General features: G+C 63.8%; 12 protein-coding genes and 2 pseudogenes. 7 read left to right on the top strand and 7 right to left on the bottom strand.

What is annotated here, in order from left to right:
• Positions 1 to 54: 54 nt before the first annotated feature.
• The 4 genes from X738_RS83310 to X738_RS70670 all read right to left on the bottom strand — a co-directional run bounded on the left by X738_RS83310 (position 55) and on the right by X738_RS70670 (position 1,870).
• Positions 55 to 453 (bottom strand): hypothetical protein, encoded by a 399-nt coding sequence (locus X738_RS83310; protein ID WP_023801993.1) that lies wholly within the window; start codon positions 451 to 453, stop codon positions 55 to 57.
• The gene (locus X738_RS83305) at positions 423 to 1,037 is read right to left on the bottom strand and encodes a hypothetical protein (protein WP_023801992.1); all 615 of its coding nucleotides are present in this window, start codon (positions 1,035 to 1,037) and stop codon (positions 423 to 425) included. The genes X738_RS83310 and X738_RS83305 overlap by 31 nt, the downstream gene beginning before the upstream one ends.
• 66 nt (positions 1,038 to 1,103) lie before the next feature.
• Complete coding sequence (locus X738_RS70675) at positions 1,104 to 1,499, bottom strand: XRE family transcriptional regulator (protein ID WP_023801991.1); 396 nt, start codon at positions 1,497 to 1,499, stop codon at positions 1,104 to 1,106.
• Complete coding sequence (locus X738_RS70670; protein ID WP_023801990.1) at positions 1,499 to 1,870, bottom strand: type II toxin-antitoxin system RelE/ParE family toxin; 372 nt, start codon at positions 1,868 to 1,870, stop codon at positions 1,499 to 1,501. Before X738_RS70670 ends, X738_RS70675 begins: the two co-directional genes overlap by 1 nt.
• An 18-nt stretch (positions 1,871 to 1,888) precedes the next feature.
• On the opposite strand from X738_RS70670, the gene X738_RS0143125 reads away from it, so the two are divergent.
• Entirely contained in the window at positions 1,889 to 2,236 is a 348-nt protein-coding gene (locus tag X738_RS0143125; RefSeq protein WP_031256079.1) for a hypothetical protein, read from the top strand.
• 83 nt (positions 2,237 to 2,319) lie between these two features.
• Here X738_RS0143125 and X738_RS70665 read toward each other — a convergent pair.
• The 3 genes and pseudogenes from X738_RS70665 to X738_RS70660 form a co-directional block, all read right to left on the bottom strand.
• Positions 2,320 to 3,463: pseudogene (locus tag X738_RS70665) on the bottom strand (MFS transporter).
• Between the two features lie 57 nt (positions 3,464 to 3,520).
• Positions 3,521 to 4,957, bottom strand: a complete 1,437-nt coding sequence (gene rpoN, locus X738_RS0143120) for an RNA polymerase factor sigma-54 (protein WP_031256078.1) — start codon at positions 4,955 to 4,957, stop codon at positions 3,521 to 3,523.
• Between the two features lie 69 nt (positions 4,958 to 5,026).
• Positions 5,027 to 5,560 carry a peroxiredoxin gene (locus tag X738_RS70660; RefSeq protein WP_023801984.1) on the bottom strand — a complete coding sequence of 178 codons (534 nt, stop codon included), beginning with the start codon at positions 5,558 to 5,560 and terminating at the stop codon, positions 5,027 to 5,029.
• A 1,574-nt stretch (positions 5,561 to 7,134) separates the two neighbouring features.
• Here X738_RS70660 and X738_RS70655 point away from each other — a divergent pair.
• The 6 genes and pseudogenes from X738_RS70655 (at position 7,135) to X738_RS70640 (ending at position 13,357) form a co-directional block, all read left to right on the top strand.
• The gene (locus X738_RS70655) at positions 7,135 to 8,337 is read left to right on the top strand and encodes a cytochrome P450 (RefSeq protein WP_023801982.1); all 1,203 of its coding nucleotides are present in this window, start codon (positions 7,135 to 7,137) and stop codon (positions 8,335 to 8,337) included.
• Positions 8,338 to 8,430: 93 nt separating this feature from the next.
• Entirely contained in the window at positions 8,431 to 9,720 is a 1,290-nt protein-coding gene (locus X738_RS70650; RefSeq protein ID WP_023801981.1) for a cytochrome P450, read from the top strand.
• 1 nt (position 9,721) lies between these two features.
• A pseudogene (locus X738_RS87535) lies at positions 9,722 to 10,009 on the top strand (ferredoxin); the annotation flags it as partial.
• 27 nt (positions 10,010 to 10,036) lie between these two features.
• Entirely contained in the window at positions 10,037 to 10,861 is an 825-nt protein-coding gene (locus X738_RS0143110; protein WP_031256075.1) for an SDR family oxidoreductase, read from the top strand.
• Positions 10,861 to 12,204: a cytochrome P450 gene (locus X738_RS70645; RefSeq protein WP_023801979.1), complete on the top strand. Its 1,344-nt coding sequence runs from the start codon at positions 10,861 to 10,863 to the stop codon at positions 12,202 to 12,204. Before X738_RS0143110 ends, X738_RS70645 begins: the two co-directional genes overlap by 1 nt.
• 154 nt (positions 12,205 to 12,358) lie before the next feature.
• Positions 12,359 to 13,357 (top strand): polyprenyl synthetase family protein, encoded by a 999-nt coding sequence (locus X738_RS70640; RefSeq protein WP_023801978.1) that lies wholly within the window; start codon positions 12,359 to 12,361, stop codon positions 13,355 to 13,357.
• Positions 13,358 to 13,487 lie beyond the last annotated feature (130 nt).

Genomic DNA, 13,487 nt, shown 5'->3' with positions numbered 1-13,487 from the left:
CCGCGACAGCTTGAGGAGCCGATCGGCGAAGGGCGGCTCGTTGTGGAAGTTATCTCAGCCATTGTGCACACTTAAGAGCTTCCTACTCCCTGATGTGAAGATACTGTGAACCTCGGCTTCGCTCAGCAGCGACAACTGGCCCAGCGTCTCGAAGAACTGCAGCGAAGCCTTCTGACGAGCTTCGTCGCCTTTTGCCTTATAGTCCTGGTGTCGATCCACCAGCGCCGACCTGGTCCGGGGGCTAAGGTCGTTACTGAACGATTCGCAGGTTGCGATGGCGTTCAGGCGGGCTTCCTCTCCCGACGCTGGGTCACAGTAGATGCCGTGTAACATGACGAAGATCAGCTCGCGCTGGGCCTCGAATGTTTCCTGGATACGGCGTTCCCATTCTTGTCGTTGATCCTTCTTGAACTTCGTTGCTTTCAGCGCGGCGAGCAGGGACTTTGTGTCCACCCCCTTAGGGTGTGGGCGCTCGAGAGCGCATGCTTCTGGCAGCGGCTTAGGAAGCTCAGGAACTCGTCTTCGTCGACCGTCCCCGCAGCTGGGTGTGCGATAGAGAAACTGTTGCGTGTGGCCCTGCACTGGTCGAGGAAAAAGAAGTCGTCGTCACCGATCAGGTTGAGCTTACGGCAGAGGTCGAGCAGCTCGGCGTCCTTGAGGTCGAGGAGCGTGTCCTCGTCGAAGGACTTGTCGTCGAGGATCTGAGGGACGACGTTGATGCCGAACCGTCGCACCTTGTCACGCAGTTCCACCACGGCCGCGTTCCAAACGTAGTTGATCGCTGCGTCGAACAGACCGCTGGCGACGGCGACACACATTTTGACGATCCGCTCATCGCGCAGGTGCGGAGGGATCTTCTTGATCAGGCGTGGGAGCTGGGACCAAGCATGGGCGATCTGGTCGTCCTCGGCGAGCACATTGCGGGGGACTCCCAACGCGGCGGTAAGTTGGGCTAGCATGGGCGAGGAGAGAGGGGTCACGTCGGGCAGTGTGACGGCGGGCAGGTCGGTCTTTGGCTTAACTAGGACGTTGCTCATACCTACTCCTTGCATCGACGAGACCATCTCGCCCCATCGGTAGTCTTTAGCCGAAACAGAGTGAGGTCAGCCGGCGCGTGCGGCCTTTGTGCGATTACGTCCACCTGCCGCTCTTTTAACGCTACGCACGGAGACGGCTTTGGGAGCCACGACGTCGCCGAGCCGCTCTATACGGAGGGGCGCGCGCGAGGGAAGGCGAACGACGAGTTCGAGTTGCCCCCCGATCGCCTCGACGTAGCTTTTAAGAGTAGACAAGTACATGTCGGCTTGTTTCTCGATCTTCGAGACCGAAGGCTGCTTGATCTTGAGGACCGAAGCGATTTCGGCCTGGGCCTTTCCAGCGGCACGCCGCAAATCGCCGAGACTCTCGACTTCTCCCCTTAACTCTTCGAAACGCGCGTCGACCCGCTCCCGACGATCCTCGGGGAGCGCAGCGATTAGGTCGTCAAGCTTGCGTCCCATCACTTCTTCTCCTTCTTCGCCGCCGCCAAACGGTCGAGATGCCCTTGATAGCGCTTGTCCGCCTTGGCGATCAGACTTTTATAGAAGCGCTTCTCACTCACGCCCGACTTATCGCCGGCGACGAGCAGGATCGCCTTCCGCTTCCGGTCGAATGCGAACGCAACCCGCCAGACACCATCATCAGCGTCGAAGCGAAGTTCTTTCATGTTCGCGAACGACGAGTCATTCAAGGTATCCGCATGCGGTCGCCCCAGCTGGGGCCCGAACACACCGAGCAGCTTAGCCGAGGCCAATAGCTCATCTTGGACTGTCTGGGGCAACGCCTCGAACTCCCTATCGAACTCATCGCCAAAAACGACTTCCCAAGTCATATATAGCTCCTAGGCTATGTGGTCAACATCATCAAGCTGCCGAACGATAGTCTGCGGCCGAAACAAGATAGCGCGGTCGACGATAATCCGGCCGCCGTTGACACGACTGGCAATTCGCGACCTGTCTGCGCTATCGAGCGGCATCGTCACCGGCGTTCTGACGGGCATGGCCGGCGCGTAGCTGTCGCTTGCCCAGAATCCCGGCTTGTCGTGAAGGATATGACCGCCAGCAAGGGTTCCATCGCGCCGGCAGCGCTCACCGTCGCCAAATGGAAACCGGTGCCGGCGAGGTTCGCGTGTCTGGCGGCGAAGGTCGCGTGGCCCGGAGGTGAAGCCGGCGAGGCGCTTGCGCTGGTCCATGCGTAATCGTGCGGAGGACCGCGCCGCGCCGCGCCGTGCATCGCATCTCTCGTCCCGCTGCGCTGCTGAGGCCTCTTCTGTCAGGCGGTCTAGGTTTCGCGCTTCGGGCCGAGCAGGAACACTGTCAGGGCGGCGGCGAACGTGGCAACAGCACTGTAGGCAATGGCACTGGTAATCCCGGCATTGTCCACCAATACTCCGCCGAAAATCGCGCCGGCTGCGATTGCCACTTGGAATGCTACGACCATCAGCACACCGGCGCTTTCGGCCTGCTCGGGAACGGCCCGCCGCACCATCCACGTCTGTAATCCCACCGGCACCGCGCCGAAGGCAAAGCCCCACGCTGCAACCGCAATCGCCGAGGCGAAGGCCGATGCTCCCGTCGTCAGCAGCGAAACAGCGGCTATCGCTATGAGCAGCGGTGCAAGGGCCGCGACTGCCTTGAGACTGTACTCGGCTAGAAGCCCGCCGGCCAAATTGCCGAAGAATCCGCCGATGCCAAAAGCAAGCAACACAAGCGAGATCGTCTCGACGTCAAGCGCGGGAATCTTCTCGAGGAAGGCGCGGATATAAGTGATTCCGGCGAAGTGGCCGGAAGCGACCAGCAGGACGACCACAAGCGCGACCTTGACCATCGGAATCTTAGCCACATCCAGCAGGCTGCGGAAGCTAGCCACTCCAATCGGAGGCAGTCTCGGAATGGTTATGAGTTGCACCAGCAGTGTAGCCGCGCCGCCGACTGCGGCGAGCATGAAGGCGCTTCGCCATCCCCAGATATCGCCGACATAAGCGCCGATTGGAGCTGCGCAAACGGTAGCCACGGAAACGCCGGTGAGGATGATCGACATAGCGCGCGGCAGGAGGTGGCTTGGAACGAGCCGCATCGCCAGTGCTGCCGACATCGACCAGAAGCCTCCGAGCGCTATGCCGAGCACGACGCGTGCAGTCAGGAGAACCGCCAGCGACCACGCGCCGGCCGCCAGAACGTCCGACAGGATCAGCAGCAGCGTCATCGCCCACATGACGATCCTGCGGNCCAGCCGCTCCCTCGGTGATACCGAGATCATGCGCGAGGGGCGTGAGCAGGCTAACAGGCAGAAACTCTGCCGTCACCAGCCCGAACGTGCCCAAGGAAAGCGAAATGACCGCACCCCATGCGGGACCAGACGGTTGGACGGGCTTTTCTGAGTCGTGCAGAACAGCGTCCACGACGCCTGCCGCGGATTGGGTCATGAACGAAGTCTCCACTTTGATGCAATGCAACGTGATCTTGGCTGCCTTGACCCAAATTTAAAAACACAGGCGCATTTCCCGGCGGCGTTGCACGGAGGAGGGTATGTTCATTGCTTCGCGATATTTTGTGACGGTGCGGCGCGCAACATCGATGCCGGTTTCCTTCAGCCGGGCAGCGATGTCCTCATCGGAAAGCACGTCGCCCTGAGATTCTGCGGCAATCATCGCTTTGATCCGATGCCGGACAGCTTCGGCGGAGTGCGCATCGCCGCCTTGGCAGGACGCGATCGCGACTGTGAAAAAATACTTCAGCTCAAAGACGCCGCGCGGGGTAAGCATGTATTTGTTCGAGGTCACCCGGCTTACCGTTGACTCGTGCACGCCGATCGCATCAGCGACGGTTCTAAGATTGAGAGGCCGCAGGTGGGCGACGCCATGTTCCAAAAAGGCATCCTGCTGACGCACGATTTCAGCCGCAACCTTAACAATGGTCTTGGCGCGCTGATCGAGGCTGCGGATTAGCCAGTTCGCATTTTGCAAGCATTCGTCGAGAAATGCTTGATCTTTCGAATTTTGGGCAGTTTGACGCGTGACTTCGGCATAGTAGGTTTGGTTGATCAGCAGCTTCGGCAGCGTGGCCGGATCAAGTTCGATCTGCCACCCGCCTTGCGGCGAGGGCGTGACCCAGACGTCGGGTATGATTGATTCAGACGCACCGGATTGGAATCTGTTCCCAGGCTTGGGATCGAGCGCCCGAATCTCATGCATCATGTCGAGAAGGTCTTCTTCATCGACGCCGCAATGCTGCTTCAGCGCCTCAAAATCGCGTCGCGCAAGCATTTCAAGATTGGCAACCAAAGCTGCCATTGCCGGGTCGAGCCGGTTTCGCTGGCGCAACTGGATCTCGAGGCATTCTCTGAGATTTCGCGCAAAAACTCCCGGTGGATCAAATTGCTGCAACGTTCCGAGAACCCGTTCCACAGCAGCCTCACGGACATTCAGGCTCTCGGCCAGCTCCAAAACGTTTGCCCGAAGATAGCCAGTGTCTTCCAGATCGGCGGCAAGCTGGCCAGCGATCAGCCGCTCCTGTGGTGTGAACGCAGTGAGGGCGATCTGACGAGCGACATGGTCGTGCAATGTTTCGGCGAGGGTGGCAAACTCGTCGAGGGAAGGGCCATTGCCCGGCGGGTTGTTGGTCCTGTTGCGAAGTGATTTCCATTGCCCGAGCCGTTCAGGCGACCCTGCCCCGGTCGGTCCGTCAACGGCGTTTGCGCCTGGGCCGATAGGCTGATCCGCTCCCGAAATCGAAACGTCGTCAAAAGGCCCGCCATCGCTTGATGCAGATTCCAACAGCGGGTTCTTCTCAATTTCCCGCTCCACGAACTGATGCAGTTCAGTATGCGCCAGTTGCAGCAGGCGAATCGACTCAATGAGTTGAGGCGATGCGACCATGGATTGCTTCTGGCGCTGAAGCAGGCTTGCTGAGGATTGCATGGTGAGCGCGATGGTCCTGTCGAGGAGCCTCTTGGGGCGGGCAATGGCACCAGTGAGACGTTTTCTAGGTCATGCGGCGGCTTTCAGCGTTTCGAGAACGTTTTGCGGGGATGAGACGCCATAGGGGTCGGCCTCGCAGTTGTCGGAGAAACCTTCCTCCTCGAACCACTGCTCCACCACGCCATTGTTGATCAGGGCGGCGTAGCGCCAGGACCGCATCCCGAAGCCGAGATTGTCCTTGGCGACCAGCATGCCCATCTTGCGTGTGAACTCGCCTGAGCCATCGGGGATGAGCTCGACCTTCTGCAGGCCCAAGGACTTCCCCCACGCATTCATGACGAAGGCATCGTTGACGGAGACGCAGTAAATCGCGTCAATTCCCTCCTTCTCAAACTCATCATAGAGCTCTTCGAACTTGGGCAGTTGGTAGGTCGAGCAGGTCGGGGTGAAGGCGCCAGGCAGTGAGAACAGGATGACGCGCTTGCCGGCAAAGTAGTCGTCAGAGGTCTTTTCTTCCCAGCGATATGGATTTGGCCCCTGGACTGACTCATCGCGAACACGCGTGAGAAAGGTGACGAAGGGAACCTTCTTTTGAACGGTCATCAACTTGCTCCTCAGGAAAAAACTGGCGCGCTGGATTCTGGCAGAGGCTGGCGCAATACCGAGCAAAGGCTCGTATGCCGGGCACGAAGTGAGGACCGCGCGGCTCGCAACCTCCTTTTTCCATCCCGATGTATGGGAACGTCTTGGCTCTTGGTCTTCGCCACCCGAACGTCATCGATCTGAGCGAGCTGGATGCCGTCGAGCCGCTTGGGCGATCTTCCCACGGCTATGGCGTCGGAAGCGGCATCGATCACTCGCGCTCGTGCCCGGGAAAAAGTGATAGCGGCCGGAAGTAGCCAATATCGGAAGCATGTCGAGGCCTCAAATGTGACTTCACGCAAGAGACCCGCGTCACTGAACTGGTTCAGGGTATTGTCGATATTTGGCAGCGACCCGCCGACCTTGGCTTGGGTGACCGTTTGATGGGGCTCTTGGGCACTCACACGCTGAACAGAACCGGTAGACGGCAATTGCGCGAGCGCCATCTGTTGGCGTGCCGGCATCGGACCAGCCGTGCGCAAAGCGGCTGCCGAGGAAGGACCTCCGGAGGAGATGATGTACCGATGTTCAGCGGGAACGGGCACCGTCTCCTCAGGCCACGGTCTAGAGTTTCGCGTGTCGGGCATGGCGCAAGTCGCTTTCATCGTGTTTTGATGGGCTCTGACCAGGAGCAGCAAGCGGCGTGCCATTTCAAATAGAGATGCTTTTGGACCGCCCCCTTTTTCTCGGAGGCCGTGTCTTAGAAGATCGGGCGCGCGCTATAACCGCCTCGTCACCACACGCAACAACGGGTGCTGTATGGTGCGGATATTCGGCGCTTCCGCCCCGGCTGGGCAAAGACGAATCGGAAGCCGAGCCGATGCACTACCTCACACCGGCGGGCACTGCAGCGATTGCGTAGCGTGTGCCGCTAGCGTGTTCTTGCGTGCGGAGGCACGGCTATCGCGAACACGCGCCTGTCGCAGCAACCATGAGCGCGCGCGCTCTTCGGCAAGCGCCCTGATTCCGTGAGGACCGAATTCTCCAAGCGTGTCCCATTCGCAACCCTCTCATGTTCGAAACTGGACAAGAATGTCGCAGGCCCGACCGAAAGGTCCGCAAAGGCGCGGCTTCTGCTGGGTCGGCCAAATTGGCACGAGTTTTGAAGCTCCCTCGTTGCGAGCCGGGAGCCCCGACCGATTCATTTCGTGGATGACACCGCGATCGATGGAACGAAGAAAGAAAAGCAAATGCCAAATCCGCATCGGATAGCATTCTATGGGAAGGGGCGCTCGGCGAAACCGCCCCCTACCAAACAGCTCGCCGCCCTTGTCGACCCTTGCGCAGGAATCTTGATGGCCGGCTGCGCTCAAAGGCCCGCCACACTGGCCTTATCCTGAACTCGAAGGCGCAGGATAACGTTCTGCATCTCGCCGCGCGGTATGCCTAGGCAGTTAGACGTTGGCCGATCTTGATAATCGAGTCGGGCTACGCCGCGGAGGACGTCGTCTAGATGCCGTCTTACGTCATTCGATGCCCGTAGCGCCTGCCGGTCACCTTCCGCCCTTCCATCGCTTAGAGAGTGAAGTGCCACCATGTCCGAACAACCCTTGCCGACGCTGCCGATGTGGCGCGTCGATCACATCGAGCCCTCGCCCGAGATGTTGGCGCTAGGCGCCAACGGTCCGATCCACCGCGTGCGCTTCCCGTCCGGGCACGAAGGCTGGTGGGTGACAGGCTACGATGAAGCCAAGGCGGTGCTGTCCGACGCGGCGTTCCGGCCCTCGGGAATGCCGCCGGCGGCATTCACCCCGGATTCGGTGATTCTTGGTTCGCCGGGGTGGTTGGTCTCGCACGAGGGGGGCGAGCATGCCCGCTTACGCACGATCGTGGCGCCGGCCTTCAGCAACCGGAGGGTCAAGCTGCTCGAGCAGCAGGTCGAGGCGATCGCCTCGCAGTTGTTCGAGACGCTGGCGGCCCAGCCCCAGCCCGCCGACCTGCGGCGCCACCTCTCCATTCCGCTTCCGGCCATGGTCATCAGCGCGCTGATGGGCGTGCTCTACGAGGATCACGCCTTTTTCGCCGGGCTGTCCGACGAGGTGATGACGCACCAGCATGAAAGCGGCCCGCGCAGCGCGTCGCGCCTGGCCTGGGAAGAACTGCGCGCCTACATTCGCGGCAAGATGCGGGACAAGCGCCAGGATCCGGGCGACAGCCTGCTGACGGATCTGCTCGCGGCGGTCGACCAGGGCAAGGCGACCGAGGAAGAGGCGATCGGCTTGGCGGCGGGAATGCTGGTGGCGGGGCACGAGAGCACCGTCGCGCAGATCGAATTCGGCCTGCTGGCCATGTTCCGCCATCCGCAACAGCGCGAACGCTTGGTCGGCGATCCATCTCTGGTGGACAAGGCGGTGGAGGAAATCCTGCGCATGTACCCGCCGGGCGCGGGTTGGGACGGCATCATGCGCTATCCGAGGACCGACGTGACCATCGCGGGCGTGCATATTCCCGCGGAGAGCAAGGTGCTGGTCGGCCTGCCGGCGACGTCGTTCGATGCGCGCCATTTCGACGACCCGGAAATCTTCAACATCGGACGCGACGAAAACCCGCACCTGGCGTTCTCCTACGGGCCGCACTACTGCATCGGCGCGGCGCTGGCCAGGCTGGAACTCAAGGTGGTGTTCGGTTCGATCTTCCAGCGCTTTCCCGCGCTGCGCCTGGCCGTGGCGCCCGAAGAACTGAAGTTGCGCAAGGAGATCATCACTGGCGGGTTCGAGGAGTTCCCGGTGCTCTGGTGATGCGCGGACGCCGCCGGGAATCGCGATCTTCTCCGCAATTGCCGGCGCGCCTGGCGCGCGCCGGTCAGATCAGCCAGCCAACAGGTAACCAAGATGGACGTGCAAGAAACCACGCCAGCATGCCGGGACGCCTTCGCCGAACTGGCGTCGCCAGCGTGCATCCACGACCCGTATCCGTTCATGCGGTGGTTGCGCGAGCACGATCCGGTGCATCGCGCGGCGTCGGGCCTCTTTCTGTTGAGCCGCCACGCCGACATCTACTGGGCGCTCAAGGCCACGGGCGATGCTTTTCGGGGACCGGCGCCGGGCGAACTGGCGCGCTATTTCCCGCGTGCGGCGACCAGCCTGTCACTCAATCTGCTGGCGTCCACGCTAGCGATGAAGGAACCACCGACGCATACGCGTCTGCGCCGGCTGATCTCGCGCGATTTCACCATGGGCCAGATCGACAACCTGAGGCCGACCATCGCTCGCATCGTCGCAGCGCGCCTGGACGGCATGGCGCCCGCGCTGGAGCGCGGGGAGGCGGTGGACCTGCATCGGGAATTCGCGCTGGCCTTGCCCATGCTGGTTTTCGGCGAACTGTTCGGCATGCCCCAGGACGACATGTTCGGGCTCGTCGCCGGCATCAGCGCCATTCTGGAAGGCCTGAGCCCGCACGCCAGCGATCCCCAGCTCGCCGCGGCGGACGCGGCCAGCGCCAGGGTGCAGGCCTACTTCGGCGACCTCATACAGCGCAGGCGCACCGATTCCCGCCACGACATCGTGTCAATGCTGGTCGGCGCACACGACGACGATGCCGACATGCTGTCGGATGCGGAGTTGATCAGCATGCTGTGGGGCATGCTGCTGGGCGGCTTCGCCACCACTGCTGCGGCCATCGACCATGCGGTCCTGGCGATGCTGGCGTATCCCGAACAGCGGCACTGGCTGCAAGGAGATGCCGTGGGGGTGAAGGCATTCGTCGAAGAAGTCCTGCGCTTCGACGCGCCCGCCATGTTCAGCTCCATTCCGCGTATCGCCCAGCGCGACATCGAACTGGGCGGCGTGGTGATCCCGAAGAACGCGGACGTGCGCGTGCTGATCGCGGCCGGCAATCGCGACCCGGACGCCTTCGCCGATCCTGACCGCTTCGATCCCGCGCGGTTCTACGGCACCAGTCCTGGCATGTCGATCGACGGGAAGATCATGCTGAGCTTCGGCCACGGCATCCACTTCTGCCTCGGTGCGCAACTGGCCCGGGTGCAGTTGGCCGAGAGCCTGCCGCGGATCCAGGCGCGCTTCCCCACGCTGGCATTGGCCGAGCAGCCGACCCGGGAGCCCTCCGCGTTCCTTAGGACGTTCCGCGCGCTGCCGGTGCGGCTGCATGCGCAGGGGGGCTGAGATGCGCGTCGTGGTCGACCAGGATCTGTGCGGAACCACCGGGCAGTGCGTGCTGACGCTGCCGGGCACCTTTCGCCAGCGCGAACCGGACGGCGTGGCCGAAGTGTGCGTGGCGACGGTCCCGCAGGCGCTGCACGCCGCCGTGCGGCTCGCGGCCAGCCAGTGCCCGGTCGCCGCCATTCGGATCATCGAAAGCGACGCTGGCGATGGCGAGCGCGCCAGCGCCGACCCTGCGCCTTCTCCGGCGGAGGCCGAGCGGCATGCCGCGAAAGACGAACGCAATCCAGGAGGACACGATGGACGGTTTGAAGGCAAGGTGGCCGTGGTGACCGGCGCCGGCGCCGGCATCGGCAAGGCATGCGCCCTCGCCATCGCGCGCGGGGGCGGCAGAGTGGTGGTGGCCGATATTGATGGCTCGGCGGCCATCGCCTGCACCGCGCAGATCGCGGCCGAAGCAGGCCACGCGCTGCCCCTGGCCATGGATATCGCCGATGCGCAGGCGGTGGCAGCGCTGTTCGAGACGGCGGAGCGGCACTTCGGTGGGGTCGACCTGCTAGTGAACAATGCGAGCGCCATGCATCTGACCTCACTCGACCGCGCGATCCTCGACCTGGACCTGGCGGTCTGGGATCAGACGATGGCGACCAATCTGCGCGGCACGCTGCTCTGCTGCCGGCAGGCCATCCCACGGATGATCGCCCGCGGCGGTGGCGCGATCGTCAACATGTCGTCGTGCCAGGGGCTCAGCGGTGACACGGCGCAGACGTCCTACGCCGCGTCGAAGGCGGCGATGAACATGCTCTCGGCCTCGCTCGCCACCCAGTACGGTCATGCGCAGATCCGCTGCAACGCGGTTGCGCCGGGTCTCGTCATGACCGAGCGTCTCCTCGCCAAGCTGGACGAGTGCATGCAACGGCATCTGCGCCGGCACCAGCTCCTGCCGCGCGTCGGCTGCCCCGAGGACGTGGCGGCGCTGGTGGCGTTCCTGCTCTCCGACGATGCTGCGTTCATCACTGGCCAGGTCGTGTGCATCGACGGCGGCATGCTGGCGCATGTGCCGACGTACGCCGACGGTGGCAACAGCTGCGCCGCGCGGCCTGCCGGCGACACCGCCGAAGCGGCCGCGGCGGCGCGCTGCTGATGGACATGTTGCTCAACCCGCTCAACCGTCGGCACCGGCTGCGATACGACATCCCGGTCATGCCCGGCGCTTTCCCCCTGGTCGGGCATCTTCCCGCCATCGTCTGCGACCTGCCGCGCCTGCTGCGGCGCGCGGAACGGACGCTGGGCAGCCACTTCTGGCTGGATTTCGGCCCTGCCGGACACCTGATGACCTGCGTGGATCCGGATGCGTTCGCACTGCTCCGGCACAAGGACGTGTCCTCGGCGCTGATCGAAGAGATCGCGCCCGAATTGCTTGGCGGAACGTTGGTTGCCCAGGACGGCGGCGCGCACCGGCAGGCGCGCGATGCGATCAAGGCGGCGTTCCTGCCCAAGGGGCTGACCCAGGCCGGCATCGGCGACCTGTTCGCGCCCGTCATCTGGGCGCGGGTGCAGGCGTGGCGCGACCGCGGCGACGTAACCATCCTGCGCGAAACCGGCGACCTGATGCTCAAGCTCATCTTCAGCCTCATGGGAATCCCCGCGCAGGACCTGCCGGGATGGCATCGCAAGTACCGGCAACTGCTGCAGTTGATCGTCGCGCCCCCGGTCGACCTGCCCGGACTGCCCTTGCGGCGCGGCCGCGCCGCCCGCGACTGGATCGACGCACAGTTGCGCCAGTTCGTCCGCGACGCGCGCGCGCATGCCGCGCGCACCGGGTTGATCAACGACATGGTGAGCGCCTTCGACCGCAGCGACGATGCGCTTTCCGATGACGTTCTGGTCGCCAATATCCGCCTGCTGCTGCTTGCAGGTCACGACACCACTGCCTCGACGATGGCCTGGATGGTGATCGAGCTGGCGCGGCAGCCTGTGCTGTGGGACGCCCTGGTCGAGGAGGCGCAACGCGTGGGCGCGGTGCCGACCCGGCACGCGGACCTGGCGGTGTGTCCGGTCGCCGAGGCGCTGTTCCGGGAGACGCTGCGCCTGCATCCGGCGACCACGCTCCTGCCGCGTCGCGCCCTGCAGGAATTGCAACTCGGCCAACGGCGCATTCCCGCGGGCACCCATCTGTGCATCCCGCTGCTGCATTTCTCGACCTCTGCGCTGCTGCACGAGGCGCCTGATCAGTTCCGCCTGGCGCGGTGGCTGCAACGCACGGAGCCGATCCGGCCGGTGGACATGCTGCAGTTCGGTACCGGCCCACACGTCTGCATCGGCTACCACCTGGTATGGCTGGAAATGGTGCAGTTCTGCATCGCCTTGGCGCTGACCATGCACAAGGCCGGGGTGCGGCCGCGGTTGCTGAGCGGCGTCGAAAAAGGCCGGCGCTATTACCCGACTGCACATCCGTCCATGGCAATCCGCATAGGCTTCTCATGAGCTGGCATCGCATGCCCCGTGTGGCGAGGCAGCGGCGCCGGCGAGGCGCGGCATTGCTGCACTCAGCGCACGCGCTCGGTGCGACGCCGGCAACACCGCGGCGGCTTGGCGCTCGCCGTGGCCATCTCGTGTCAGGTACAAGGACATGAAAAACATGCAGACCGGTTCCACGCTACACGACGACCGAACTGGCGTTTCCGCGCTCGGCGGATTGGGCGCGCAGGCGCGCGGCGCATCCGGCAGGCTGCTGCCGGAGATCTGGATGCAGGACGGCGCAAAGCGGGTCGAACAGGCGCTGGCGCGTCTTCTCTGCGCCGAAGACGACGGTGAGACCGAGCTGATGGCGGCGATGCGCTACGCCACCTTGCATGGCGGGAAGCGCACCCGCGCCTTGCTTTGTCTGGCTGGCGGCGCACTGGCCGACACGCCGGCGCACATGCTCGACGACGTCGGCGCCGCCATCGAGATGATGCACGCCTGTACCCTGGTCCACGACGACCTGCCCGCGATGGACGACGACGTGCTTCGCCGCGGCCTTCCGACCGTGCACGTCAAGTTCTGCGAAGCCACTGCGATCCTGGTCGGCGATGCGCTGCAGGCGCACGCCTTCCTGACCCTGGCGAGCCTGGATGCGCCGGGCGACAACCGTATCGCGCTCGTGCGCGAACTGGCGCAGGCCGTATCCGCCGAGGGTGCCGCAGGCGGGCAGGCCATGGATCTGTCGCTGGTCGGAAAGCACGCCGAGCTGGACAGGATTGTGGCGATGCACCGGATGAAGAGCGGAGCGCTAGTGCGCGCGTCCGTTCGCATGGGCGCGCTATGCGCCATCCCGGAGGATGCCGCGCACGCTGCGCTGTACTGTGCGCTCGATCGCTACACCGCCTGTTTCGGCCTGGCGTTGCAGGTGGTCGACGACATTCTCGACGCGACAGCGGATACCGCGACGCTGGGCAAGACCCCCGGCAAGGATGCGGCGGCGCAGAAGCCGACCTGCGCGTCGATTATGGGGCTGCAGGCAGCGCGCCAGTTCGCGCTGGATTTGTTGCGCGACGCCGGGGAAGCCATCGCCCCGCTGGGGCCGCGTGCGGAACGGTTGGCGCAGATACTGCAGCGGGCCAACGGGTATCTGTTCAAGCACGCGCCATGCGCATGAGCACGCCCGTCCGCATGCAGTCGACCCTGTGCCGCTGCGATCGGCCGGCGGCAGCGGTGCATGCTGCACTGTGTCCGAGTCCGCGGCGATGTGCGCGGCGTCTGCCGATCCTGGTTCTCGTCAACCGTCT

Source organism: Mesorhizobium sp. L48C026A00 (genome assembly GCF_000502375.1).
GTDB lineage: Bacteria > Pseudomonadota > Alphaproteobacteria > Rhizobiales > Rhizobiaceae > Mesorhizobium > Mesorhizobium muleiense.
Note: the sequence above shows the minus strand (reverse complement) of the source record. Positions and strands in the feature narration are given on the sequence as shown.

Bases quoted from the DNA above. Each gene is read 5' to 3' on its own strand.
- X738_RS70675 (WP_023801991.1), bottom strand. From the start codon at position 1,499: ATGGGACGCAAGCTTGACGACCTAATCGCTGCGCTCCCCGAGGATCGT.
- rpoN (WP_031256078.1), bottom strand. From the start codon at position 4,957: ATGCAATCCTCAGCAAGCCTGCTTCAGCGCCAGAAGCAATCCATGGTC.
- X738_RS70655 (WP_023801982.1), top strand. From the start codon at position 7,135: ATGTCCGAACAACCCTTGCCGACGCTGCCGATGTGGCGCGTCGATCAC.
- X738_RS83305 (WP_023801992.1), bottom strand. From the start codon at position 1,037: ATGAGCAACGTCCTAGTTAAGCCAAAGACCGACCTGCCCGCCGTCACA.
- X738_RS70650 (WP_023801981.1), top strand. From the start codon at position 8,431: ATGGACGTGCAAGAAACCACGCCAGCATGCCGGGACGCCTTCGCCGAA.
- X738_RS70645 (WP_023801979.1), top strand. From the start codon at position 10,861: ATGGACATGTTGCTCAACCCGCTCAACCGTCGGCACCGGCTGCGATAC.
- X738_RS70660 (WP_023801984.1), bottom strand. From the start codon at position 5,560: ATGACCGTTCAAAAGAAGGTTCCCTTCGTCACCTTTCTCACGCGTGTT.
- X738_RS70670 (WP_023801990.1), bottom strand. From the start codon at position 1,870: ATGACTTGGGAAGTCGTTTTTGGCGATGAGTTCGATAGGGAGTTCGAG.
- X738_RS70640 (WP_023801978.1), top strand. From the start codon at position 12,359: ATGCAGACCGGTTCCACGCTACACGACGACCGAACTGGCGTTTCCGCG.